Origin of the sequence: Marinobacter sp. NP-4(2019) (genome assembly GCF_003994855.1) — a bacterium.
Classification (GTDB): Bacteria; Pseudomonadota; Gammaproteobacteria; order Pseudomonadales; family Oleiphilaceae; genus Marinobacter.
Genome location: NZ_CP034142.1, coordinates 1,830,176 through 1,855,338, shown reverse-complemented (window position 1 = coordinate 1,855,338; position 25,163 = coordinate 1,830,176). Strand labels below are relative to the sequence as shown.

Genomic DNA, 25,163 nt, shown 5'->3' with positions numbered 1-25,163 from the left:
AACACAAAAAAAACGGGCTCTTAGAGCCCGTTTTTTTATACCAACCGGAAAAACTTATTCCTTGTTGGCGTTTTGCTGCTGCATCTGCTCCTTGATGAGATCACCGATGGTGGTCGCACCAGAAGTTTCAGCGGTCTTGCTGCGCACATTCTCAAGCGCCTGCTTGTCGTCCTCAACGTCTTTGGACTTCACAGACAGGTTGATAATGCGGTTCTTTCGATCGATGCTGATGATCTTCGCTTCAACTTCTTCGCCTTCCTTCAGCGCATTGCGTGCATCTTCAACACGGTCACGGCTGATTTCGGAAGCCTTCAGAACAGCTTCAACTTCGTCGTTCAGGGAGATAGTGGCAGCCTTGGCGTCAACGGCGGATACGGTGCCCTTAACGATGGAGCCCTTGTCGTTCAGCTGAACAAACTCGGCGAACGGATCGCTTTCCAGCTGCTTGATGCCCAGGGAGATGCGCTCACGCTCAGGGTCAACAGACAGGATAACGGTTTCAACTTCGTCGCCTTTCTTGTATTCACGAACGGCTTCTTCACCAGTCTCGTTCCAGCTGATGTCAGACAGGTGAACCAGACCGTCGATGCCACCGTCCAGACCGATGAAGATACCAAAGTCAGTAATTGACTTGATCTTGCCGGAGATACGGTCGCCCTTGTTGAACTTGCTGGAGAAGTCTTCCCACGGGTTGGACACGCACTGCTTGATACCCAGGGAGATACGACGACGCTCTTCGTCGATATCCAGAATCATCACGTCTACTTCGTCGCCAACCTGGACAACTTTGGACGGATGGATGTTCTTGTTGGTCCAATCCATTTCGGATACGTGAACCAGACCTTCAACACCTTCTTCCAGCTCGGCAAAACAGCCGTAGTCGGTCAGGTTGGTAACACGAGCCTTGACCTTGCTGTTTTCCGGATAGCGACCCTTGATATCAACCCAGGGATCTTCACCCAGTTGCTTCAGACCCAGGGATACACGGTTACGCTCACGGTCAAACTTCAGTACCTTGACGTTGATCTCGTCGCCCACATTCACGATTTCGCTCGGATGCTTGATGCGCTTCCAGGCCATATCGGTGATGTGCAGCAGGCCGTCAACACCGCCCAGATCCACGAACGCGCCGTAGTCGGTCAGGTTCTTGACGATACCCTTGATTTCCAGACCTTCGGTCAGGGTTTCCAGCAGAGCTTCGCGCTCGGCGCTGTTTTCAGCTTCCAGAACGGCGCGGCGGGAAACAACCACGTTGTTACGCTTCTGGTCCAGCTTGATAACCTTGAATTCCAGTTCCTTGTTCTCCAGGTGCGCAGTGTCGCGAACCGGACGAACGTCTACCAGAGAGCCTGGCAGGAAGGCACGGATGCCGGCCAGATCGACGGTGAAACCACCCTTGACCTTGCCATTGATAACACCCTTGACCACTTCTTCAGCTTCGAAGGACTTCTCGAGAACCTTCCAGGCTTCAGCGCGCTTGGCCTTCTCGCGGGACAGACGGGTTTCACCGAAACCGTCTTCAACCGCGTCGAGAGCTACATCGACAACGTCGCCAATAGCAACTTCCAACTCGCCTTTTTCATTCAGAAACTGGGAGGCGGGGATAACGCCTTCGGACTTCAGTCCGGCGTTAACGGTGACCCAGTCGTTGTCGACGTCAACTACGGTTCCCTGGACGATGGAACCCGGTTGCATGTCAATTTCTTTCAGGCTTTCTTCAAAAAGATCCGCAAAGCTCTCGCTCATTATGTGTCCTATACGATCAACGCAAGTGTGCTCCGTGTTACCAGCAACACGGTCTGTTAATAAGTTCCGGAGCAGCCTGGGGCTGGCAGATAACACTACTTCCGGCATTTCAACGACAAAAAGGTGTAGTCAGGCCTGACCTGCTGCGGCCATACACCTGCCCAACACCTCTTCTATACTCAACCCCGTAGAATCAATGACTTGCGCATCATCCGCGGGTTTGAGAGGGGCTGCGGAACGGTTCATATCCCGTTCATCACGAACCCGTATCTCCTCTAAAAGGGCGTCAATGTTAACATCGACACCTGCGTCCTTCAACTGGCTGTAGCGCCGTCTCGCTCGTTCTTCGGCGCTGGCCGTCAGGAAAATCTTGACCGGGGCATCCGGAAATACCACCGTGCCCATGTCCCGGCCATCGGCCACCAGACCAGGAGCCCGGCGGAAGTCCCGCTGCCGCTGTAGCAGGGCATCACGAACCGGTTGCATCACCGCAACCTTCGAGGCGTTGTCGCCGGCTGCCTCCGTACGTATATCTGCGGTCACATCTTCTCCGGCCAGGATAACCTTGACTGGCTCCCCCGCCTCCGTGGGCTCAAAGGCCACATCCAGACTGGCAGCCACCTTCACCAGACCCGCTTCATCATTCAGATCAACGCCCTGGCGTACGGCGGCCAGAGCCGTCAGGCGATACAGCGCTCCGCTATCCAGCAGGTGCCACCCCAGCTTGCGAGCGAGCATCTGGGTAACCGTGCCCTTGCCGGAACCTCCCGGACCGTCGATGGTGATGACCGGAGCCTTGGTGCTGGACATCACTCCCCTCCTTCAGCGGTGATCCGGATACCGGTGCGGCGGGCAAGCTCCACAAATCCGGGGAAGGAAGTCGCCACATTGGCGCAATCAGTCACCTCAATGTCTCCGGTTGCCCGCAGCGATGCTACAGCAAAAGACATGGCAATACGGTGATCTCCGTGACTGTCGACCTTGCCCCCACCGATCGGCTGACCACCGTCGATGACGATGCCATCGGGTGTTACCGTGGTTTTAACCCCCAGTGCAGCCAGGCCATCCGCCATCACCTGAATCCGGTCGCTCTCCTTCACCCGGAGCTCTTCCGCTCCACGCAGGACCGTGCGACCTTCCGCACAGACGGCGGCAATAAACAGCACCGGGAACTCATCAATGGCCAGCGGCACCTGATCTTCCGGGATATCAATACCCTTGAGCCGGGCAGAGCGCACTTTCAGGTCAGCCACTGGCTCACCACCGATCTCGCGCTCTTCCAATACTTCAATATCGGCGCCCATCTTGCGCAGGATGTTGATCACCCCGACCCGCGTCGGGTTCATACCAACGTGCCGTAAGATCAGTTCGGAATCCGGGGCGATACTGGCTGCCACCAGGAAAAAAGCGGCCGAGGAAATATCAGCCGGCACATCAATGGCGGCAGCTGTCAGCGTGCCGCCACCAGTAACACTGGCAGTAGCGCCGTCCCGGTGCACGTGATAGCCAAATCCGGCCAGCATGCGCTCGGTGTGATCCCGGGTCGGCGCCGGCTCGGTGACCGAAGTAACGCCTTCGGCATACAGCCCCGCCAGCAACAGGCAGGATTTGACCTGGGCGGACGCCACCGGCATTTCGTAATGAATACCGGTTAGTGGCTGACCACCACGAATCCTTAACGGTGGACGACCACCATCGGCGGTATCGATCACCGCCCCCATGGCGCGGAGCGGATCGGCAACACGCCCCATCGGTCGCTTGGAAAGGCTACTGTCGCCGGTCAGTTCGGAATCAAACGGCTGCGCCGCCAGCAATCCTGAAAACAAACGCATGGCAGTACCGGAATTGCCCAGATACAGCGGACCACGGGGTGCCTGCAGACCATTCACACCCACTCCGTGAATACGCACGAACCCTTCATCCGGCCCTTCGATGGTTACTCCCATGTCGCGGAAGGCCTGGAGGGTCGCAAGGCTGTCCTCTCCCTCAAGGAAGCCCTTCACTTCGGTAATCCCATCTGCCAGGGCGCCCAGCATGATGGAACGATGGGAAATGGATTTGTCCCCCGGCACCCGGATATCACCGGCAATACTGCCACCGGGCTGAAGACGGAACGTTACTTGTTTCTGACTGTTGTTTGTCACGTAAGCCTGTCCTGAAAGCATTTTCGAAAAATGTTCCCGCGCCGCCTTGGCGCGACTGAAAACCCTGAGCATGGTCGCACCGTCTCCGTTGGCAATGGCGGTGCGGAGCTGGTCGAGATCGTGCGTAAAATGGTCAATGACCCGCAACACGGCATCCTTGTTGGAGAGAAAGATGTCGTGCCACATCACCGGATCACTGGCGGCAATGCGGGTAAAATCACGGAAACCACCCGCCGCGTAACGAAAAATATCCAGATTCTCATCTTCGCCGGCCAGGGTGTCCACCAGCGAAAATGCGATCAGGTGCGGCAGATGACTGGTGGCTGCCAGCACTTCATCGTGATAAGCCACCGACATGGTCAGGACGGTCGCCCCACACCCTTCCCACAATGATTTCAAACGCGCCAGATCACCGGCATTGACGTTATCCGGCGGGGTAAGAATAACCTTGTGATTGGCGAACATCCCGGAATTGGCCGCCCGTATGCCGCTTTTTTCGGACCCTGCGATTGGATGACCGGGAATCACTCTGGGAGAGAGGTCACCAAACACCGCCCGCACATCCTCGACAAAACTGGTCTTGGTGCTGCCTACGTCGGTAAGAATGGCGTCAGCGGGCAAATGGGATTTCAATTCTTCCAGAACCGCACGGGTTGCGCGAACCGGAACGGCAATGACCACCAACTCACAACCGGCAACCGCTTCGGCAATGGTTCCCGCAGCCTGATCAATGACACCCAGTTCCACCCCCAGTGACAGTTCATCCTCCCGCTTATCGGTACCGACAACAGTGGCCGCCAGCCCGTTTTCACGCATGGCTTTCGCCAGTGAACCGCCAATCAACCCCAGACCGATAACGGCAACCCGGTTGAACAGTGGCTTGGTCGTCGCCACGTTATGCCCCCTGCCCCGGTTGGCCGAGAGCATTGGCCAGGGTCTTCAACAGTTTTGCATTTTCCCGCTCGAGGCCGATGGACACCCGCAAGTGCCGGGGCATGCCATAACCGGCAACCGGGCGCACGATAACCCCCTGCTCCAGTAACGACTGGTAAACCCCCATGGCATCATCCCCAACATCCACCGCAATGAAGTTTCCCGCAGAAGGAATAAACGACAGGCCAAGCTCGCGGAAGCCGGCTTCCAGCTGCGCCATGCCACTGGCATTGACCTCGCGGGAACGCTGGACGTAGGCCTCGTCCTCAAGAACCGCTGTCGCGGCAGCCAGCGCAATGGTGTCAACATTGAACGGCTGGCGTACCCGGTTAAGGATATCCGCGATTTCAGGGGAACTGATACTGTAACCAACCCGCAATGCCGCCAACCCCCAGGCCTTGGAGAAAGTGCGGCAAACAATCAGATTCGGGAACCGGGACAGCAATTCGACACCGTCAGCGTAGCCCTCGCCCTGCAGGTATTCGCAGTAGGCCTCGTCCAACACCACTACAACCTGCTCAGGGATCTTTTCCAGGAACGCCAGGATCGCCTCGGCGCCGTGTACCGTGCCCGTCGGGTTGTTGGGGTTGGCCACAAACACCAGCTTTGTGCGGTCCGTTACTGCCGCCGCCATGGCGTCCAGATCGTGCCCCCAATCCTTCGCAGGAACAGACACACCCTTGGCACCAATCGCCTGGGTTACCAGCGGATAAACCGCAAATGCGTACTGGGAGAAAACCACCTCCGATTCGGCATCCGCAAAGCAGCGGGCAATCACCTCCAGCACATCATTGGAGCCATTGCCCAGGGTAATCTGCGACAGGTCGACGTCGAAACGGGCTGCCAACGCCTGCTTGAGGTCATAGCCGTTACCATCAGGATACAGGCACATCTCGCTGAGAGCTTCTCTGGCTGCAGCCAGCGCTTTTTCGCTGGGGCCAAGCGGGTTCTCGTTACTGGCCAGCTTGATGATATCAGCGGGATCCAGGCCAAGCTCACGAGCCAGTTCATCGATGGGTTTGCCGGGCTGATAGGGGGAAAGCGCCTGCACTCCCCTGACCGCCAGACTCTGGTAATCAATCGACATCACACCTTCCTCAACGCTTGGCCGAATCGTTTCGCTGTCAAAACTGTTATTAGAGTACACCGATGGGGTAAGAGCCCAGACGCTTGAGCTCCACCGCTTCGTCATCAACGTCTGCGAGCACCTTGCGCACCTGTTCGTCTTCCACGTGACCCTCAAAATCGATGTAGAAGACATACGCCCAGGTACCACTGGGGGACGGCCGGGTTTCGATACGCGTCAGGCTGAGACCGTGACGATGGAATGGCTCCAGCAACTGATACAACGCCCCGGGCTTGTTCCGCATGGACACCAGGATGGAGGACTTGTCGTGACCACTGGCGGGCACCTCTTCCCGGCCTATAATCAGGAACCGGGTGGTGTTATCCGGACGATCCTCAATGCTGTTGGCCACAACCTCAAGCCCGTACAACTCCGCCGCCATATCACCTGCGATGGCGGCCGTTCCCGGCTCTTCCGCTGCCCGCCGTGCGGCCTCGGCGTTACTGCTCACCGTCACACGCTCAATTCCATAGCGATGGGTGTCAAGCCACTGACGACACTGGGCAAACGACTGCTGATGAGAGTAAATACGTGTGATCTCCTGATCCTTGTTGGCAGGCGATACCAACAAGTGATGGTGGATTCGCAGCTGAACCTCACCACAGATCTTCAGGGGCGATGACATGAACATGTCGAGGGTATGGTTGATCATGCCTTCGGTGGAATTTTCCACCGGCACCACACCGTAATGGGCCGCACCGGATTCCACTTCCCGGAACACGGCATCAATCGCAGGCAGTGGAACACTGACCACGGAATGGCCGAAATGCTTCAGGGCCGCCGCCTGGGTAAAGGTGCCTATCGGCCCCAGAAAGGCAATATGCATGGGCTTTTCCAGCGCCAGGCAGGCGGACATGATTTCACGGAACAACCGCGCCATTTCCTCGTCGGACAAGGGGCCTGGATTCTGCTCCTTGATGCGCCGAAGCACCTGGGCTTCCCGTTCCGGACGGTAGAAGAACACGTCCTGCCCGGAGTTGGCCTTCATCTTGACGTTTGCCACTTCCTGGGCGCACTTGGCACGTGCGCTGATCAGCTCCATGATTTTCTGATCAAGCTGGTCGATTTCGTCCCTCAGTTCGCCCAGACGGGTTTGCTCGTCGGTCATCAGCCCCGCTCCTTCGCAAATTCCGCCATATAGGCGATCAGGGCGTCCACGCCGGCCTCCGGCATGGCGTTATAGATGCTGGCGCGCATCCCTCCCACCGAGCGATGACCTTTCAGGTTCAGCAGCCCACGGGCATCCGCGCCTTTCAGGAAGTCATCGTTCAGGGCTTCATCCCCCAGAGTGAACGGCACGTTCATCCAGGAGCGGAAACGGGGATCAATGGGGTTGGCGTAGAAATCGTTATCATCAATGAAACCGTACAGCTTTCTCGCCTTGCGCAGGTTGGTTTCTCCCATGGCCTGCACACCACCCTGGGCCTTCAGCCACTTGAACACCAGACCGGCCAGGTACCAGGAATAGGTGGCCGGGGTGTTGTACATGGAGTTGTTATCAGCAATGACCTGATAGTTCATCATCGTCGGGGTTTCCTTGCGGGCCTTGCCCAGCAGGTCCTTGCGGATGATGACAACCACCAGCCCTGACGGCCCGATGTTCTTCTGGGCGCCGGCGTAGATCAGGCCGAACTTCGACACGTCCAGCGGGCGCGACAACATGGTGGATGACAGATCCGCCACCAGGGGCACATTGCCGCTTTCCGGAATGAAATCAAATTCCAGGCCGCCAATGGTCTCGTTTGGCGTGTAGTGCAGGTAGGCCGCGTCAGTATTGGTATCCCAGGAACCTTGGTCGGGAATGGTGGTAAATCCATCCGCCTCACTACTGGCCACCACGTTCACCGAGCCATACCGACTGGCTTCGGCGATGGCCTTCTTCGACCAGATGCCAGTGTTCACGTAATCCGCAGAGGTCTTGTCACCCAACAGGTTCAGAGGGATGGTCGAGAACTGACTGGAAGCCCCACCCTGCATGAAGAGTACGGCGTAATCATCTGAAATTCCGGCCAATTCACGGAGATCCTTTTCAGCTGTCTCGGCAATCTCCACGAACTCGTCACTGCGATGGCTCATTTCCATCACCGACATGCCGGTACCGCGCCAGTCGAGCATTTCATCCCGTGCCTGTTGCAGCACGCTTTCCGGCAAGGTTGCCGGGCCTGCACAAAAATTATACGCCCTGCTCATGATCCTGTGATCTCTCAAGTCTTACCAATCGTTCGTTCTGCAAAGCACCGGCTTATTCCTCGCCGGCGCCCTCATCCGCTGTCTCGCCTTCTGCGGCAGGACTTTCCTCGCCGTCGACGTCTTCGTCATCGCTTTCGGCGATACGTTCGACACCCACCAGACGCTCATCTTCCTGGCTCAGCTTGATCAGGCGAACACCCTGGGTGTTGCGGCTCAGCACCGACACTTCGTCGGTGCGGGTACGAACCAGCGTGCCCTTGTCCGAGATCAGCATCATTTCGTCGCCATCAAACAACTGCAGCGCCGTCACCAGGTTACCGTTACGCTCGGAACACTGCATCGCGATGACGCCCTGACTGCCCCGGCCATAGGTGGGGAATTCGTCGATGGCGGTACGCTTACCATAACCGTTCTCGCTGGCGGTCAGAATCACGCCACCTTCCTGCGGGATGATCAGGGACACCACGTGATGACCTTCCGGCATCCTGATACCACGAACCCCACGGGCCGTGCGGCTCATCGGACGAACTGCCTCTTCGTTGAAACGAACGGCCTTGCCAGCGGAGGAGAACAGCATAACCTCGGCGTCGCCCTTGGTGATGGCTGCGCCAATCAGGGTATCGCCTTCGTCCAGCGACAGCGCAATCAGACCGCTGCTGCGCGGACGGGAGAAGTTCGGCAGCGGAGTCTTCTTGACCACCCCGGCAGAGGTAGCCATCAAAACATACTGGTCTTCCGGATAGTCACGAACCGGGAGGAAGGTGGTGATACGCTCACCTTCCTCCAGCGGCAGGATATTGACCATGGGGCGGCCGCGGGAAGCGCGGCTGGCCCGGGGAATCTCGAACACACGCAGCCAGTAGACCTTGCCACGGTTGGAGAAACACAGAATGGTGTCGTGGGAGTTGGCAACCAGCAGTTTCTCCACGAAATCCTCGTCCTTCATGGACGTGGCCGCCTTACCACGGCCACCACGGCGCTGGGCCTGATAGTCTTCAACGGCCTGGGTCTTGGCATAACCACCATGGGAAATGGTGACCACCAGGTCTTCTTCATCAATCAGGTCGGCAATGGTCAGATCGCGCTGTGAACTGGTGATTTCGGTACGGCGCTCGTCACCGAACTCGGACACCACGGCTTCCAGTTCTTCACGGATCACCTGCATGAGACGGTCCGGGTCCGCCAGGATTTCCAGCAGGCCGGCAATTTTCTCAAGGATGTCCTTGTACTCGTTCTGGAGCTTTTCGGTTTCCAGACCGGTCAGGCGATGCAGACGCATGTCCAGGATCGCCTGGGTCTGCTCCGGCGACATATGGTACAGCCCATCGCGTAGGCCGTAGATTTCCGGCAGATCATCGGGGCGACAGGCGTCTTCACCGGCACGCTCCAGCATCGCCAGTACATCGCCTGGCGCCCAGCCCTTGGCCATTAGCTTCTCTTTCGCTTCTACCGATGTGGGAGAAGACTTGATCAGCTCGATCATTTCATCGATGTTGGCCAGGGCAACGGTCAGACCTTCCAGGATATGGCCGCGCTCACGGGCCTTGCGCAGCTCGTAGATGGTCCGGCGGGTCACCACTTCACGGCGGTGGCGCACGAACGCGTCGAGCATTTCCTTCAGGTTGAGGATCTTGGGCTCGCCGTTGATCAGAGCCACCATGTTGATACCAAACACGGTCTGCAACTGGGTGTGGGCGAACAGGTTGTTGACGACCACTTCCGGGTTTTCACCCCGACGCAGCTCGATCACAACCCGGATACCTTCCTTGTTGGACTCGTCCCGCAGTTCGGTAATGCCTTCCAGGCGCTTTTCCTTGACCAGCTCGGCAATCTTCTCGATCAGACGCGCCTTGTTTAGCTGGTACGGCAGCTCGGTAATGATAATCGCATCGCGATTGGTCTTCTTGTCGTGCTCGATTTCGTGGCGGGCACGAATGTAGATGCGACCCCGGCCGGTGCGGTAGGCCTCAACAATACCGGCACGGCCGTTGATAATCCCCTGGGTCGGGAAATCGGGGCCGGGGATGAACTCCATGAGCTCATCCGTGGTCAGATCCGGATTATCAATCAGCGCCAGACAACCGCTGACCACCTCGGTCAGGTTGTGGGGCGGAATGTTGGTGGCCATGCCAACTGCGATACCGGAAGAGCCGTTGACCAGCAGGTTCGGGACCCGGGTCGGCAGTACATCGGGAATCCGCTCGGTGCCGTCATAGTTGTCGACGAAATCCACGGTTTCCTTGTCCAGATCCGCCAGCAGGGAGTGAGCAACCTTCTCCATGCGAATCTCGGTGTAACGCATGGCAGCAGCGTTGTCGCCATCGATGGAACCGAAGTTGCCCTGACCGTCGACCAGCGGATAGCGCAGGGAGAATGGCTGAGCCATGCGAACAATGGTGTCGTATACCGCGGAGTCACCGTGAGGGTGATATTTACCGATAACGTCACCCACCACACGGGCGGACTTCTTGTAGGCCTTGTTCCAGTCATTGCCCAGTTCGGACATGGCGAACAGAACACGACGGTGGACCGGCTTGAGGCCGTCACGAACATCCGGAAGGGCCCGTCCGACGATAACGCTCATGGCGTAATCAAGGTAAGACTGTTTCAACTCATCTTCAATATTTACCGGCAGGATCTCTTTGGCTAACTCACCCATCGAGAAAGGTTCCTTTGCGTTTGCTGGAAGTCGTTTCAGGGCTATTTCTATGCCCCATAGTTATTCTTTAACAAGCGGCCAATACTAACACAGTCAGCCCCTTACCGGGGCATACAGCGACCTGGCGTTAGTTAAAAACCACTGTCTTGTTTTCGTAGGTGATGACCCGATCCTCAATATGAGACCGCAAACCGCGGGCCAGAACGTTCTTTTCCACGTCCTTGCCGAGGCGGACCATGTCCTCAATGGAGTCGCTATGGCTGATGCGGATGACGTCCTGCTCAATGATCGGGCCTTCGTCCAGATCCTGGGTCACGTAATGGCAGGTCGCACCGATAAGTTTGACCCCACGACTGTAGGCCTGATGATACGGCCGCGCACCAGCGAAAGACGGCAGGAAGCTGTGGTGAATGTTGATCACCTTACCGGCGTACTTTTCACACAGACTCGCCGGCAGGATCTGCATGTAGCGGGCAAGCACCACTACATCGGCGTCATACCCCTCGACCAGCCCCTCGATTTCACCAAAGGCCTCGTCACGATTGTCCCGGGAAACCGGGATATGGTGATAAGGTATCTCATGCCATTCGACCATGCGGCGCAGGTCCTCATGGTTGGAGATCACCGCAACAATCTCGGCATTGATCTCGCGGCTGTGCCAGCGATGCAGCAGGTCTGCCACACAATGTGATTCCTTGCTGCACATCAGGACCACCTTCTTGGGTCGGGCCGAATCTGCAATGTGCCAGTTCATGCTGAACTCGCGGGCAATCGGCTCAAAGGCTGTCCGGAACTGGTCCAGGCCGAAGGGAATCGAGCTGGCCTTGATCTCGTGGCGCATGAAAAACCAGCCGGTCTGTGTATCCGAGTGGTGGCTCGCCTCGGTAATCCAGCCATTGTAGGTGGATAGAAAGTTACTCACCTTGGCGACAATTCCGACCCGGTCCGGGCAGGAAATCACAAGACGATAAGTATGCTCCATGAAAGCCTTTCCTTAACTGAAATACGGGAAAGCAGGTGCGCCGGGGAATCACCACCGACATTAACGGCACGCACCTATTAAAATGACCGGCTATCATAGCCTATCTGAACGCCAGAAACGAGGAATGGAGATATGGACAGAGGCCTCTACCACCACACAAAACAAAACCTCGCCAGTGCGCGCTCAGGCCGCCTTTCGGTTGTGGCAGCCCTGGCTTTTCTGATGGCCATCGGGCCCGCATTCGGGCAAGCCATTCTCGAGGGCGAACGTTTTCATCCGGTCACTGCAAAACAGGGCATGGTAGCCACCAGCCACACCCTTGCCACCGAAGTCGCCCTTGAGGTATTGAAAAACGGCGGCAATGCCGTGGATGCGGCCGTGACGGCCGGTTTTGCCCTGGCGGTCACTCAACCCCGCTCCGGCAACATTGGCGGTGGCGGTTTCATGCTGATTTCCAAAGGGGATGGCTCGGAGCCAGAAGCCATTGATTACCGTGAGAAAGCGCCCGCCGCAGCCACGGAAACAATGTTTCAGGATGAATCCGGAGACGTCGTCCGTGACCGCAGCCGCTTTACCCACCTGGCTGCCGGCGTACCAGGAACCGTGGCGGGCCTCGCCCTGGCGCTGGAGCGTCATGGCAGCATCTCCCTGAAACAGGCACTGGCACCCGCTATCCAACTGGCCCGGGAAGGTTTTATTGTGCCCCTGCGCTTCACAGAAGGTCTGGAACAGGCCCGGGAAAGGCTTCAACACTGGCCTGCCACCCGCAACACCTTTTATAAAGAGAATGGCGGTGCCTGGCAACCCGGCGAGCGGTTTCGCCAACCCGAACTGGCAGCCACTCTTCAGCGGATTGCCGATAACGGTGTGAAGGGCTTTTACGAGGGCGAAACCGCCACGCTCATTGCTGAAGAAATGGCCCGGCACGGCGGCTTGATCACCCGGGAAGATCTTAAAGACTACCGCCCGGTGGTCCGTACGCCGGTCCAGGGTAGCTATCGGGGCTATGACATCTTTTCCATGTCTCCGCCCTCCTCCGGCGGCACCCACATTGTCCAGATCCTCAACATCCTGGAAGGCTTCCCCATGGCTGACTACGGGCACAACTCGGCCGAGGCGATTCATCACATGGCGGAAGCCATGAAACTGGCCTACGCAGACCGATCCCGCTACCTGGGCGACACCGATTATGTGGATGTGCCGCTGAAAGGGCTCACCAGCAAAGGCTACGCCGAAGAACTCCGTAAAGGTATTGATCCCGACAAAGCCCGCCCCGCCAGTGACATCAACCCCGGCCAGCCGGCTGCCTGGGAGAGCCCGGAAACCACCCACTTCTCGGTGGTGGATAAATGGGGCAATGCGGTGTCCAACACTTACACCATCAACTTCAGTTACGGCTCCGGTATCACGGTGGAAGGCGCCGGCTTCCTGCTCAACAATGAAATGGACGACTTCAGCGCCAAGCCCGGAGTACCCAACGCTTACGGGTTGATCGGCGGTGAAGCCAACAAGGTGGAGCCGGGCAAACGGATGCTAAGCTCGATGTCGCCAACCATTGTCAGAAAAAATGGTCAAAATGTTCTGGTAACAGGCAGCCCGGGTGGCTCACGAATCATTACCACGACCTTGCAGGTTATCCTGAATGTGATTGATCATGGCATGAACATCCAGACCGCAGTGAGTGCACCACGCATGCACCATCAGTGGCTGCCGGACGAGATTCGGATTGAACAGGGCATCAGCCCGGACACAATCCGCCTGCTGGAAGATCGGGGCCACAAAGTGGTCCAGGGTTCGGCCATGGGGGCCATCCAGAGTATTATGGTGGGTGAAGATGGCGTTTTGCATGGTGGCGCAGATCCGAGGCGAAGCACATCATCAGCCATGGGCTATTGATAACGGTAATTGACCAGGATCACTGACCGGACCGGAGGCATTATGTACCTTTCTGTACAACTGAGCTGTTATCCACTGAAAGACGACTACAAACAGCCCATATGGGATCTCATTACCCGACTGGAGCAAACCGGGCTGGAAGTCCACCCGGGGCGTATGAGCACGGAAATTTTTGGCGACTATGATGAGGTTATGAAGGTACTATCGGATACCATGAAGTGGTCATTCGAGACGTACGGTAAATCCGTCTTCGTGGCGAAGATCATGGAGGGAGACCGGAGACCCAAATGACAGCACCGAACGGGCCAGGCAACCAGCAAAAGCCGGAGAACAATCCACAACCGACTCTTCCCGACCGGTACTCGTTCCTGTGGCTCAGCGCCGCCATATTCCTGATGATGCTCTGGCTACAGGACAACGGGCAGCCCCAGCTTCAGGACCTGGCCTATTCCGACTTCAAGACGGCGGTGGAGAACAATCAGGTCGCAGAGGTCACGCTCAAGGAAGAATCGGTTACCGGCCTGTTCACAGACAGTGGCGCTGCATCGTTCAGCTCGGACAGCGCTGCCCGGCCCGGCAGTCCAGGGTTCCGCACCATACTTCCGCCCATGGAAGATCCGTCATTGCTGACTCTGCTGGAAGAACACGAAGTGACCATCAAGGCCACGCCCTCGGGGCTGCCCTGGTGGCAGGAGATGATTCGGGGCTTCCTGCCCTGGCTCCTGTTACTGGCGTTGATGTTCTGGTTCTGGGGTGCGGCGCAAAAGAAGATGATCCAGGGTGGCGGCGTCTTCGATTTCAGTCGCTCGAAAGCCCGGAGGGCCCGCAGGGAAACCTCCACGACCACACTGGACGATGTGGCCGGCATTGAGTCCGCCAAACGTGAAATTGCCGAGATCATCGATTTCCTCAAATCCCCCCAAAAGTACCGGGCCCTGGGTGCTGTGATGCCCAAAGGAGTCCTGCTGGTTGGTCCGCCGGGAACCGGCAAGACCCTCTTGGCCCGGGCCATTGCCGGTGAAGCGGAAGTGCCCTTTTACAGCATCAGCGCGTCGGAATTTATCGAAATGTTTGTGGGTGTCGGCGCTGCCCGGGTGCGGGATATGTTCCAGGAGGCACGCAAGGAAGCACCTGCGCTGATCTTCATCGACGAACTGGATGCCATTGGTCGCTCACGGGGTGCCGGCTTGGGTGGTGGCCACGATGAACGGGAACAGACCCTGAACCAGATCCTCACCGAGATGGATGGCTTCGAAGCCCATGAAAATGTCCTGGTGCTGGCCGCCACCAACCGGCCGGATGTTCTGGACAGCGCCCTGCTCCGCCCAGGACGGTTCGACCGAAAAATTACCCTGGACCGTCCCCACAAGGATGCACGCACGGCCATCCTGCAAGTCCATGTGCGCAAGGTACCACTGGCCGAGGATGTGGACCTGGAGCAACTGGCGGCCCGGACTATCGGATTCTCCGGCGCGGACCTGAAAAACCTGGTGAATGAGGCAGCACTGACAGCGGCCCGGGAAAATCTCCATGAGGTGAATGCACACTGTTTTGAACTTGCCCGGGACCGAATTATTCTTGGCGAAGAGCGGGATGCCCACCTCACTCCGAAGGAGCGGGAAGCCGTGGCATACCATGAATGCGGCCACGCCATCATGGCCTACTACATGCCGAATGCGGATCCGCTGACCAAAGTGACCATCATCCCCCACGGCATGGCTATGGGCGTGACCGAACAAACCCCGAGAGAAGATCATTACACTTACACGGAAAGCTACCTGAAGGACCGTATCAAGGTGATGCTCGGTGGGCGGTGTTCCGAAAAGCTTATCTACGGCGAAGTAAGCACCGGAGCCCAGAACGATCTGAAGGAAGCCACGACCCTGGTGCGCCGGATGATTGGTCAGTGGGGCATGAGCGAAAAAATCGGCCCCCTGGGCCTGAGCATTGGCGAGGAGCATGTGTTTCTTGGTCGGGAAATGGGGCTGCCAAGGGAATTCAGCGAAAAGATGGCCGAACTGATCGATGCGGAAATACAGTCCCAACTGTTGGCACTGGAGAAAGAAACCCGTGACTTCCTGAGTGAACACCGTAACCAGTTGGAAGCTCTGGCAAAGGCTGTACTGAAGAAGGAAACCCTGTCAGCCGAGGAAATCGATGAAATTCTGCGTAAGGAAGACAGCCGTAAAATTGCCTGACCAGTTCAGCCCCCTGCCCCTCAGGGAGTGATGGTAATGGGTAAGTTGAGGGCAATCAGCAACTGGTCTGCTTCCGGATTACTAAACAGCGAACATTCCCGGCTGACCACCAGTTGGGCGGCGCATTCTTCGCGCAACACTCTGGCGACAGTGGCCGGATCCGTAGCAGGCAATACCCTTAATCGGGTGCCCGCGCCAGAAAAATCCAGATCTTGCCTGATCGTCTCAAGCTGCACCGCCGATACATCGCCCTCAGAGCGCAACAACACAGTGACCGGCAAATGATGATAACGGGAGGCTTCTGTGGCTGCCTGGATAGCCCGGCGATTGGCATCGGCATGATCATTCAGCAGCACAACAATCCGATTTTTGTCCGATACGGCACCTTCAGACCATAGCAGAACCCTGGAGGGCGACTTGCGAATCAATCCCCGGGCAGTGGATCCAAGACGAGATCCTGGTACCGACGACCAGCCGACACGACCAAGCACGAGCAGATCCTGCGGGCTTACCAGAGTGAGCACTTCATCCACGACCCGACCTCGGGCAACGCTCAGTTCGTGAGATCTGCCACGGCTGCTTACCGCACGTGCCAGTGCTTCTTTCACTTCCATTGCCAGGCGTTGCATGCGGCGCTCCAGTATGGTGACATCCAAAGGCCGGCTGATACCTGAGGCTGCGCCTACTTCCCTGGCAAATCCATAGCCCGCACTGCGTAACAGGTTCTGCTCTTCAACGAAAACACCCAGCACATCCGCTCCTGTGCACGCTGCAATATCTGCGGCCGCATTCAATGCGGCGTAACTCATTCTGGAGCCATCCAAAAGCACCAATACGCGTCCCGCTGGTGTGTCTGAGCCGACCTGCTTTTCGGGTGCGTCAGCCACTGTCACCGCTCCCGCTGTTATTGTTCGCTTTTCCGTTGTCATCCTGCTTCTTGCTGGCCTCGGCGAACTGCTTTAATCGCTCGGCAACCTTCCGGTTAAAGCTGTTTTCCGGGAACTCACCATTGCTGTCAGGTTCGCCAGCTTCAAGCCCCGTTAAAAGCTCAATAGCCTGATTGATATCTGACACCGGATAAATCCGGAACCGGTCGTCAACGATGGCCTGACGCACATCGGTTCTGAGCATGAGGTGTTCCACGTTGCTGGCCGGCATTAGTACTCCCTGCTCCCGCACTTCACCAGCCTCCCGGCAAACATCAAAGAAGCCCTCTATTTTTTCGTTGACCCCACCTACCGCCTGAACCTCACCATGTTGATTCATCGAACCGGTAACGGCAAACGACTGTTTCAGTGGAATCCGGGCAATCGCCGAAAGCAGCACGCAGGTCTCTGCAACTGAAGCAGAATCACCTTCAACGCCGCCGTAAGACTGCTCAAAAGCCAGACTTGCAGACAGGGACAACTCCCCTTCTCCTGCATAACGACTTGCCAGAAATCGGGAGAGAATCATTACAGCCTTGCTATGTATGGGGCCACCAAGTTTGGCCTCACGTTCGATATCCACGACCTGCCCCTTGCCCGGACGAGCTGTCGCGGTAATCCGCGTAGGCTGCCCGAACATAGAGGCGCCAAGCCTTAGCACCGACAAGCCGTTAACCTGCGCCACTTCCTCACCTTCCGTGGCAATCATCACAACGCCCCGGCTGATCTGTTCCCGACTTTGCTCTCGAACCCGGCTGGCACGGTATTCCCGCTCATTGATGGCCTGTTGGATGTGTTCGGCTTCAACCGTATCCGCGCCGGACTGACCAGCCCAGTGATCTGCCTCGCTCAGAATATCCCGGAGCACGCGATCATGGGCGGTCAACTTGCGCTGGTCCGCCGCCAGGCGGCTGGCATGTTCAATTAGCCGGGCCACCGCATCACGTTCCAACGGGCGCATTTTCAGAGCCCTGGCCATGGTAGCGATCATCCGGGAGTAGAGTTCGTAGCAGTCGTCATTTCGGTCGAGATCATCCTCGAAGTCCGCTTCTACCTTGAACAGGTCCAGAAAGTCAGGATCGTAATGGGAAAGGAGGTAATACAGCATTCGATCCCCGAGCAACACCACCTTGACCGATACCGGTATCGGCTCCGGCTGTAGACTCACCGTACTGACCAGACCATAAAGATGCTCCAGCGACTCAATGCGGATCTCACCTGAAAACAGAATCCGTTTAAGGCTCTCCCACGCCATTGGCTGGGTCAGCACCCGCCGGGCATCAATAATCAGGTAACCTCCGTTCGCCCTGTGCATGGAACCACCACGAATAAGGGTGAAATCGGTGTAGAGATTGCCCTGGTGGGCCCGGTGCTCAATTTGCCCCGCCAGATGCTGGTGATTGGGTAGATCCTCGTAGATCACTGGTGCACCCACGGTATCCGCGTTATCGACCAGCAAGTTGGCCCTGTAGCGGGCCAGCAAACCAACAGGGGGGCCGTTATCGCTGTCCTGGAAAGCCTCCGCGTGTTCAACCACGTCTTCACGAACCGCATCCAGATAGTCGACAACGTGCGAAAGGTGCAACCACTTTTCCCGCAGCTCACCAATGGGGCCACCGAGGGTCAACTGCACCATTTCCTCATTCAGGGCGTGAATCCGTTCCCGTACTTCCTTCCGCAACCTGGGAATCTGCTGGATAGTTTGTTGGAGTTTCTTCTGCAGGTCTTCGACCTTGGACTCAATCAGTTGCTTCTCTTCATCAGAGAAGTTTTTGTATTCCTCAGGGTCGATCACTTCACCTTTTCGCATGGGTGCAAAGGTAAAGCCGGCCGGCGTGGTGATCATCGCTATATTATTGCGGTTCGCCTCTTCCTGGATATCAGACAGGCCCTGGTGCTGGCGCTTAGTCATTTCTTCCTGCAGCTCTTGGAGCCGGGCCTGGTACTCCTCACTCTCAAAAGTCGCCGGGATGGCCGTGCGAAGCTCCTCGGCCAAATCACTCAGGTCTTTCTTGAACTGCCGTCCTTCACCCGCCGGCAGTCGTATGGCCTTCGGACGATCTGAGAACCGGAAGTTATAAACGTGGCACCAGTCGGGGGGTTCTGGCTGTCGGGCAGCGTGTTGAGACAGGAAGCGTTCGACCAACTCGTGTTTGCCTGCACCGGATGGCCCCAGTACAAAGAGATTGAAGCCGCCAGCCTGTACACTTGCCCCGAACTCCAGGGCTCTCAGAACACGGTCCTGACCGCAAGGCCGCTCCAGGTCTTTGAGGTCGTCCGTGGTAACAAAATCCAGCCTTTCGACTGGACAACCGTGGTAGACCTGGGCTTCTGTTAAAGGGGCAGGTAACGGCATTACATCCTCCTGACGGCTTCAATGGCATAGCGAAATGTCTTGATGCCAGACCAATTGATAAGCTCTCATGAGGAAACTATAGATTATCCCGTGCACATCTAAAGCGAATTTGCGGAATCACTTTGTCTGTAACAAGTTATGCGCACGTCCACGGTGACTGTCAGGGAATCCAGCGCAGAAGCCCGCTCAATTCCTTCCGCACTGGCCCGGTACAGGTGTGGCGTCATTGCCAGAAGGTTGGCAATCTGAGCCTGACTTGTCAGCACCAGAGGAAAGCGCTCCATGGTGATCGTCAGGGCGGTAAATCCGCCAGGGGTGACGGTTCCCTCATTTTTTTCTGGTTTCAGCGCAGGGTAGATAATTTCACGCAACTCCTGCAGGTGCCGGGGGCCGGCATCCACCTGCAATAGCTGCCCCCCCGGTTTCAGAACCCGGGCAAACTCGGAATACACCGGAAACCCGAACAAGCATAGTACCCGATCTACCGAGCCGGACAGCACCGGCAGCCTGGCGTTGGTGCCCACCGCCCAGGCCGGCCGTTTATCCTGTTTTGCCGCTGCCAGCACCGCCCACTTGGAAATATCCACCCCCAGAAGCTCCAGGGTTTGCCGCTCTCCGGCGGCATTCGCTAGCTGCCTCAGGTAATACCCTTCGCCACATCCGGCGTCCAGGCAGCTGAGCACTCCCTCACCGGGTGCATCCGCCAGAATAAGCCGATTCACCGCATCAGCGATGGGTTGATAAAACCCGGCGTTCAGGAACGTGCGGCGCGCCGCAACCATATCCTTGCTGTCACCAGGATTGCGGGAACGCTTGTTCTGCACCGGTAGCAAGTGTGTATACCCCTGGCGGGCGATATCAAAACTGTGACCCACAGGGCAGCGCCAGACTCTGCTGTCACAAGTCAACGGATCACCGTCCAGTGGGCAGGCCAGGGCCTGAAACGGAGTAATGGGCATACAGTATCCGCCTGAGTTCATCTATTTACGGGGATGCAAGGCTAACCCAAACGCTCCCAATGGTCTAAATTGAAGGCCATATGCCTCATGAAACCAGCCCGTTGCCTGTTTATGAGCAACCCATTCGCCAAGCTGTTTAACATCCACCGCGACGAAATCATCCCGGTCATGCTTGCGGTGTTCTTCTTTTTCTGTGTACTGACCGCACTGATGGTACTGCGTCCCGCGCGGGAAGCCCTTGGTATCCAGGGTGGCATCGACACAGTGCGCTGGCTGTTTATCGGCACAGCGGTTATTACCCTGCTGGTTAACCCGGTGTTCGGATTACTGGTCAGCCGCTTGCGCCGTCTGACCTTCATCACCACAACCTACGCTTTTTTCGGGATCAGTCTGATGACATTCTATCTGGTCATGACGCAGGCCCCCAGTGTCATTGGTGTCACCACCGGACAAATATTCTATGTCTGGTTCAGTGTGTTCAATCTGTTCATTACCATGGTCTTCTGGGCGGTGATGGCGGATCGCTTCACCCTCGATCAGGGCAAACGCTTTTTCGGTGTGATCGCCGTGGGTGGCACCTGCGGGGCCATATTCGGGCCATGGTTAAGCTCCGTATTGGCTGAACCATTGGGAACCCCGGCACTGCTTCTTGTCAGCACCGGCTTTCTGGCACTGGCACTGGTTGCTTGCTGGGCGACTACCTACATAAAGCCGGACCGGGTCAGGCGCATTCACGACACCCGACCAGCCATAGACGAGCGCGAGCTGATCGGTGGCAGAGCCTGGGAGGGATTTCGGGCGGTGTTTCGTTCCCGCTACCTGCTGGGCATTGCCACCTACGTCATCATCCTGGCGATCGTGGTTACTTTTATTTATTTCACGCGGTTGCAAATGGTGGCCGAACTCGGTGAAAGCACGGATCAGAGAACCACCCTGTTTGCCAGGATCGACCTGATCACACAACTCGCCACGCTGTTCATGCAGGCCCTGGTCGCCGGCCATCTGATGAAACGACTCGGCGTACATATCACCCTGGCTCTGCTACCTTTAACTACAGTCCTGGGCTTTATTGGCCTTGCCGTGATCGGCTCTCTGACAGCGCTGATTACTCTGGAAGCTTCCTTCCGTGCGGTACAGCGCGCCATCATGCGCCCGGCCCGGGAAACCCTGTATACCGTGGCAAGCCGGGAGGACAAATACAAAGCCAAGGCCTTTATTGATACCTTCGTCTATCGTGGTGGTGATGTGGTGGGCGCTCAGGTAGAAGGCCTGCTCGGACGCCTGGGGATGGGGCTGGTCGCGGTGGCCAGCGTCGCGGTCCCCCTGGCATTAATGTGGGCCCTACTGGGGCTGTGGCTGGGCAGGACGCAACAGTCAATCGCGGCTGCTCAGGAATCGGGGGACACCACCGAAAAGAGGACATCACCATGATTTCCCGCAGAGATTACCTGAAACTCGCCCTGGCCGCCGGCGCCACAATGGCCCTGAACCCCGGCATGCTCTGGGCTGAAAACAGACAACTGGAACTGATCACCCGTCCCATCCCATCGTCCGGCCAGCACCTGCCAGTGGTGGGGTTGGGCAGTGCCGCCACCTTCGCCAGCGTTGCCAGCAGCGAGGACCGGGATGCCTTGCGGGGCGTTCTGAAAACACTGGTCGAGAAAGGCGGCAAAGTCTTCGACACGGCCCCGAGCTATGGCGCTTCGGAAGAAGTCGCAGGACAAATAGCCAGCGAACTGAACATCACCGATGACCTGTTCTGGGCCACCAAGGTGAATGTTGCCGGATGGGGTGGCGGCAAGGCTGACCCCGACGCCGCAAGAGAGCAGATAGAAACCTCTTTCCGGCGCATCGGCAAACCGGTCATTGACCTGATACAGGTCCATAACCTCGGGGACGTACCCACGCAACTCGGCATTCTCAAGGAAATGCGGGAAGAACAGCGAGTGCGTTATATTGGTGTGACCACCACTTTCCCTAGCCAGTATGAAAACCTGGAACGCACCATGATACGGGAACCCCTGGATTTCATCGGCATCGACTACGCCGTCGACAACCTCACGATGGAACAACGGATACTGCCACTGGCCAGGGAAAAAGGCATCGGTGTACTGGTCTACGCTCCCTTTGGCCGGAGCCGGCTCTGGAACAAAGTGAAAGGCAAACAAGTACCCTCCTGGGCGGCGGAATTCGACGCCCACTCGTGGGGCCAGTTCTTCCTGAAGTTCGTCGTCGCCCACCCGGCAGTCACTGCGGCAACACCGGCAACCAGTAAGGCTCGTCATATGGCGGACAACATGGGCGCCGCCATGGGGGCGTTACCCGACGAGGCCATGCGACAGAGGATGATCCACCACATCGCCGGCCTGTGATCACAACGGACCGGAGCGTTCCCGATCAGCCCGCGTAGGCGGCATCGGTCCGCGCCGCCATGATGAAGTCATTCCGGTGCAAACCACCGATCTTGTGGGTCCACCACCGTACCGTCACCTTGCCCCATTCCAGCAGGACGGCAGGGTGGTGGCCTTCCGCTTCAGCCAGGTCACCGACCTTGTTGGTAAACGCCAGCGCCTCGGCAAAATTCCTGAACTTGAAAACCCGTTTCAGTTGCTCTTCACCATTCAGTTCAGTGACTTGCCACTCCGGAATTTCTCCCAGCAGGCTTTGTTTCTCGTCTTCGGTTATTTTCGGGGCATCCGCACGACAGGCTTCGCAGGATTGCGTGGTCAGTGAACTCATGGCTCCCCCTTCCTTCCTGACTGATGACTTGTATTACAAGCGTGGGTGCCCGCTCCCACATTATCAAGCCCGCTATTGAAATCCGCCCCCTTTCGGAATACTGTATATTTAAACAGTATCCCGAAAGAAACAAGCCACGAGCCTACTCATGAACGAACTTATAAATACCCTGATGCAGGACGCCCGTGTATGGCAAGGGGATCGTCACACCCGGACCAGACAGCCGGCGGAACCAACCGGCTATCCAGTGCTGGATAACCAGCTGGGCGGGCTGGGGTGGCCCCGGGGGGCATTAAGTGAATGCCTGTTGGATGCCCCCGGAATTGGTGAACTGCAACTGGTACTGCCGCTGATGCAGCGCCTGACCTGCGCCGGCAGGACCGTGTTCTGGCTGAACCCGCCACACACGCCCTATGCCCCGGCTTTGGCACAGGAAGAGGTGGACCTGAATCAGGTGGTCATGATTCATACAGACAATGACAATGACCTGCTGTGGACCCTGGAAAACTGCCTGCGCTCCCCCGTCACCGGACTGGTACTGGCCTGGCCCCGCAGGCTGGCGGCCCGGGATATCCGCCGGCTGCAACTGGCCGCCGAGGCCGGTAGCAACGTATGCGTACTGTTCCTCAGCCGCAAACTGGCCAGGCAAAGCTCACCTGCGGCCCTGAGGCTTGAGCTGGAGGCGGGAAAACACCAGGACTTACAGATCAACGTGTTGAAACGCAGGGGTAGCTGGCCGGGACAACGCTGCACCCTCGCCATGTCACAGCGGACGCATGTGCCATTTCCCGAACCCAGCCGGATAGTTCAGGGGCCCTGGCCCCAATCCGGCTTATAACAGAGGCAAAGGCACGTCATCATGCTCTGGGTTTACCTGCATTTTCCTCACCTGCTGCTGGACCATATTCTCCGTTCCCGAAGAAGCGGCGGAGAAAGCGGCAGAGCGAACAGTAGAGAAGAAGCGCTGGTGGTTGTGGAAGCAACCGGTCAACGAATACTCCAGGCCTGCCCGGAAGCCCGGGACCAGGGCGTGCAACCCGGCATGGCCCTGAAAACCGCCATCAGCCTGGTACCGGAGCTGGCTATTGCCCGTGCGGACACCAGCCGGGAACAGCAGATTCTGGCAGAACAGGCCCGCTGGCTGTATCGCCATGCCGCCAACATCACTCTCTACCCACCGGACGGATTGCTGGTGGAAGCAGGCAGCCTGCAGAAACTGTACGGCGGCCTGACCGCCATCCGGCAAACGTTCGAACAGGCACTGTCACAAAGACAGTTAACCGCCTGGATGGCCACCGGACACACTCCCCTGGCCGCCCGCTTGTGCGCCCGCGCTGGTCAGGGCCAATGCACCACTAACCGGGAGCAAATGACACAACAACTGTCCTGTCTGCCACTGACAGCCGTGGAGCTTGACGACCGCACCCTCACCCGGCTGCAGCGGCTGGGACTGACCCGACTGGGAGAAGTCATGCAGTTGCCAGCCAGGGAGCTCGCTCACCGGCTATCATCGGACACCCTCGCCTACCTACAGAGAATCCAGGGCACCCGGCCAGACCCACAACAACCCTGGCGCCCCCCTCATCACTTCCACCAGCAGGCGGATTTTGCCCAGGACATAGAGCACTCCCAAGGGTTGCTGTTTCCCCTGCACCGCATACTGGGAGAGCTGGAAGAGGATCTGTGCTGGCGCCAACAGGATACCGACAGCCTGCAGTTGGTACTGAACCACCGCCATCACGAACCCACGCGTCTGCGAATTCGCACTTCGGGAGCGGAACATCGGGCCGAAGCGTTTCTGGAGTTACTCCGTATACGTTTTGAACAGCACCCGCTGAAAGCACCCGTTACCTCCCTCGTGCTTTCGGTACGTCGCTTCCTGAGACGGGATGCGAGTCACAGTAACGATCTACTGGGAGAAACTCCGAACTCGAACGAAGCCTGGCATACCCTGATCAGCCGCCTGCAGGCCCGGCTGGGGGAAGATGCCCTGCAGCAACTGTCGCCCCGGGCAGACCATCGCCCGGAACATGCCTGGACCACGGCAAGCCTTTCGCGCCGGGCGTGCACCACCGGCACAGAGGAAAGTGGCCGGCCCCATCGGCCTTTGTGGTTACTGCAAAGCCCATACCCCCTGCAGGAAACACCCAACGCCTGGTTTTCCGGCCCGGAACGCATCAGCGGTGGCTGGTGGGATGGACAACGGGTTCACCGGGATTACTACATTGCCCAACTGGCCAGTGGTCAACTGGCCTGGGTATTCCGGGATGTGCGGGATGGCTGGTTCGTACACGGCTGGTTTGGGTAAC

The 25,163-nt window shown here is 57.7% G+C and carries 19 protein-coding genes; 7 read left to right on the top strand and 12 right to left on the bottom strand.

All coding sequences use genetic code 11. From position 1 onward, the window contains the following. Positions 1 to 54: 54 nt before the first annotated feature. The 8 genes from rpsA to purU all read right to left on the bottom strand — a co-directional run bounded on the left by rpsA (position 55) and on the right by purU (position 11,780). A complete protein-coding gene (rpsA, locus tag EHN06_RS08445) occupies positions 55 to 1,746 on the bottom strand; it encodes a 30S ribosomal protein S1 (RefSeq protein ID WP_127331931.1) in 1,692 nt (563 codons plus the stop codon). 129 nt (positions 1,747 to 1,875) lie between these two features. Continuing rightward, a complete protein-coding gene (gene cmk, locus EHN06_RS08440) occupies positions 1,876 to 2,556 on the bottom strand; it encodes a (d)CMP kinase (protein ID WP_127331929.1) in 681 nt (226 codons plus the stop codon). Beyond that, a complete protein-coding gene (locus tag EHN06_RS08435) occupies positions 2,556 to 4,817 on the bottom strand; it encodes a bifunctional prephenate dehydrogenase/3-phosphoshikimate 1-carboxyvinyltransferase (protein ID WP_228257442.1) in 2,262 nt (753 codons plus the stop codon). The genes cmk and EHN06_RS08435 overlap by 1 nt, the downstream gene beginning before the upstream one ends. Then, positions 4,786 to 5,910, bottom strand: coding sequence for a histidinol-phosphate transaminase (gene hisC, locus EHN06_RS08430; protein ID WP_127331925.1), 1,125 nt, complete (start codon positions 5,908 to 5,910; stop codon positions 4,786 to 4,788). Before hisC ends, EHN06_RS08435 begins: the two co-directional genes overlap by 32 nt. A gap of 49 nt (positions 5,911 to 5,959) precedes the next feature. Then, on the bottom strand, positions 5,960 to 7,057 hold the full coding sequence (gene pheA, locus EHN06_RS08425; protein ID WP_127331923.1) for a prephenate dehydratase: 1,098 nt from the start codon (positions 7,055 to 7,057) through the stop codon (positions 5,960 to 5,962). After that, positions 7,057 to 8,139, bottom strand: coding sequence for a 3-phosphoserine/phosphohydroxythreonine transaminase (gene serC / locus EHN06_RS08420; RefSeq protein ID WP_127331921.1), 1,083 nt, complete (start codon positions 8,137 to 8,139; stop codon positions 7,057 to 7,059). The genes pheA and serC overlap by 1 nt, the downstream gene beginning before the upstream one ends. A 52-nt stretch (positions 8,140 to 8,191) precedes the next feature. Further along, complete coding sequence (gene gyrA, locus EHN06_RS08415; protein WP_127331919.1) at positions 8,192 to 10,798, bottom strand: DNA gyrase subunit A; 2,607 nt, start codon at positions 10,796 to 10,798, stop codon at positions 8,192 to 8,194. Between the two features lie 127 nt (positions 10,799 to 10,925). Further along, a complete protein-coding gene (purU, locus tag EHN06_RS08410; RefSeq protein ID WP_127331917.1) occupies positions 10,926 to 11,780 on the bottom strand; it encodes a formyltetrahydrofolate deformylase in 855 nt (284 codons plus the stop codon). A 132-nt stretch (positions 11,781 to 11,912) separates the two neighbouring features. Between purU and ggt the strand changes: the two genes are divergently transcribed. From ggt to ftsH, 3 genes are read left to right on the top strand one after another with little or no spacing between them, the layout of a single operon-like run. Continuing rightward, the gene (ggt, locus tag EHN06_RS08405; protein WP_127331915.1) at positions 11,913 to 13,676 is read left to right on the top strand and encodes a gamma-glutamyltransferase; all 1,764 of its coding nucleotides are present in this window, start codon (positions 11,913 to 11,915) and stop codon (positions 13,674 to 13,676) included. Between the two features lie 42 nt (positions 13,677 to 13,718). Beyond that, complete coding sequence (locus tag EHN06_RS08400) at positions 13,719 to 13,967, top strand: YkoF family thiamine/hydroxymethylpyrimidine-binding protein (protein ID WP_127331913.1); 249 nt, start codon at positions 13,719 to 13,721, stop codon at positions 13,965 to 13,967. Continuing rightward, positions 13,964 to 15,874 carry an ATP-dependent zinc metalloprotease FtsH gene (ftsH, locus tag EHN06_RS08395; RefSeq protein ID WP_127331911.1) on the top strand — a complete coding sequence of 637 codons (1,911 nt, stop codon included), beginning with the start codon at positions 13,964 to 13,966 and terminating at the stop codon, positions 15,872 to 15,874. Before EHN06_RS08400 ends, ftsH begins: the two co-directional genes overlap by 4 nt. A 20-nt stretch (positions 15,875 to 15,894) precedes the next feature. Here ftsH and EHN06_RS08390 read toward each other — a convergent pair whose 3' ends face one another. From EHN06_RS08390 to EHN06_RS08380, 3 genes are all read right to left on the bottom strand, one after another. Then, positions 15,895 to 16,761 carry a universal stress protein gene (locus EHN06_RS08390; protein ID WP_228257441.1) on the bottom strand — a complete coding sequence of 289 codons (867 nt, stop codon included), beginning with the start codon at positions 16,759 to 16,761 and terminating at the stop codon, positions 15,895 to 15,897. Then, entirely contained in the window at positions 16,754 to 19,156 is a 2,403-nt protein-coding gene (locus EHN06_RS08385) for an ATP-binding protein (RefSeq protein WP_127331907.1), read from the bottom strand. The genes EHN06_RS08390 and EHN06_RS08385 overlap by 8 nt, the downstream gene beginning before the upstream one ends. Before the next feature lie 98 nt (positions 19,157 to 19,254). Then, entirely contained in the window at positions 19,255 to 20,115 is an 861-nt protein-coding gene (locus EHN06_RS08380) for a putative RNA methyltransferase (RefSeq protein ID WP_127331905.1), read from the bottom strand. A gap of 87 nt (positions 20,116 to 20,202) precedes the next feature. On the opposite strand from EHN06_RS08380, the gene EHN06_RS08375 reads away from it, so the two are divergent. Further along, positions 20,203 to 21,546, top strand: a complete 1,344-nt coding sequence (locus EHN06_RS08375; RefSeq protein WP_206075740.1) for an NTP/NDP exchange transporter — start codon at positions 20,203 to 20,205, stop codon at positions 21,544 to 21,546. After that, positions 21,543 to 22,487, top strand: coding sequence for an aldo/keto reductase (locus EHN06_RS08370; protein WP_127331903.1), 945 nt, complete (start codon positions 21,543 to 21,545; stop codon positions 22,485 to 22,487). Before EHN06_RS08375 ends, EHN06_RS08370 begins: the two co-directional genes overlap by 4 nt. A 25-nt stretch (positions 22,488 to 22,512) precedes the next feature. Here the strand turns inward: EHN06_RS08370 and EHN06_RS08365 are convergent, their stop codons facing one another. After that, entirely contained in the window at positions 22,513 to 22,854 is a 342-nt protein-coding gene (locus EHN06_RS08365) for a 4a-hydroxytetrahydrobiopterin dehydratase (protein ID WP_127331901.1), read from the bottom strand. Between the two features lie 148 nt (positions 22,855 to 23,002). On the opposite strand from EHN06_RS08365, the gene imuA reads away from it, so the two are divergent. Together imuA and EHN06_RS08355 are read left to right on the top strand one after the other, a co-directional pair. Beyond that, positions 23,003 to 23,692 (top strand): translesion DNA synthesis-associated protein ImuA, encoded by a 690-nt coding sequence (gene imuA / locus EHN06_RS08360; protein WP_127331899.1) that lies wholly within the window; start codon positions 23,003 to 23,005, stop codon positions 23,690 to 23,692. A gap of 21 nt (positions 23,693 to 23,713) precedes the next feature. Beyond that, entirely contained in the window at positions 23,714 to 25,162 is a 1,449-nt protein-coding gene (locus tag EHN06_RS08355) for a Y-family DNA polymerase (protein ID WP_127331897.1), read from the top strand. Position 25,163: the final 1 nt, after the last annotated feature.

Bases quoted from the DNA above. Each gene is read 5' to 3' on its own strand.
- rpsA (WP_127331931.1), bottom strand. From the start codon at position 1,746: ATGAGCGAGAGCTTTGCGGATCTTTTTGAAGAAAGCCTGAAAGAAATT.
- cmk (WP_127331929.1), bottom strand. From the start codon at position 2,556: ATGTCCAGCACCAAGGCTCCGGTCATCACCATCGACGGTCCGGGAGGT.
- EHN06_RS08435 (WP_228257442.1), bottom strand. From the start codon at position 4,817: ATGCTCTCGGCCAACCGGGGCAGGGGGCATAACGTGGCGACGACCAAG.
- hisC (WP_127331925.1), bottom strand. From the start codon at position 5,910: ATGTCGATTGATTACCAGAGTCTGGCGGTCAGGGGAGTGCAGGCGCTT.
- pheA (WP_127331923.1), bottom strand. From the start codon at position 7,057: ATGACCGACGAGCAAACCCGTCTGGGCGAACTGAGGGACGAAATCGAC.
- serC (WP_127331921.1), bottom strand. From the start codon at position 8,139: ATGAGCAGGGCGTATAATTTTTGTGCAGGCCCGGCAACCTTGCCGGAA.
- gyrA (WP_127331919.1), bottom strand. From the start codon at position 10,798: ATGGGTGAGTTAGCCAAAGAGATCCTGCCGGTAAATATTGAAGATGAG.
- purU (WP_127331917.1), bottom strand. From the start codon at position 11,780: ATGGAGCATACTTATCGTCTTGTGATTTCCTGCCCGGACCGGGTCGGA.
- ggt (WP_127331915.1), top strand. From the start codon at position 11,913: ATGGACAGAGGCCTCTACCACCACACAAAACAAAACCTCGCCAGTGCG.
- EHN06_RS08400 (WP_127331913.1), top strand. From the start codon at position 13,719: ATGTACCTTTCTGTACAACTGAGCTGTTATCCACTGAAAGACGACTAC.
- ftsH (WP_127331911.1), top strand. From the start codon at position 13,964: ATGACAGCACCGAACGGGCCAGGCAACCAGCAAAAGCCGGAGAACAAT.
- EHN06_RS08385 (WP_127331907.1), bottom strand. From the start codon at position 19,156: ATGCCGTTACCTGCCCCTTTAACAGAAGCCCAGGTCTACCACGGTTGT.
- EHN06_RS08380 (WP_127331905.1), bottom strand. From the start codon at position 20,115: ATGCCCATTACTCCGTTTCAGGCCCTGGCCTGCCCACTGGACGGTGAT.
- EHN06_RS08375 (WP_206075740.1), top strand. From the start codon at position 20,203: ATGAAACCAGCCCGTTGCCTGTTTATGAGCAACCCATTCGCCAAGCTG.
- EHN06_RS08370 (WP_127331903.1), top strand. From the start codon at position 21,543: ATGATTTCCCGCAGAGATTACCTGAAACTCGCCCTGGCCGCCGGCGCC.
- EHN06_RS08365 (WP_127331901.1), bottom strand. From the start codon at position 22,854: ATGAGTTCACTGACCACGCAATCCTGCGAAGCCTGTCGTGCGGATGCC.
- imuA (WP_127331899.1), top strand. From the start codon at position 23,003: ATGAACGAACTTATAAATACCCTGATGCAGGACGCCCGTGTATGGCAA.
- EHN06_RS08355 (WP_127331897.1), top strand. From the start codon at position 23,714: ATGCTCTGGGTTTACCTGCATTTTCCTCACCTGCTGCTGGACCATATT.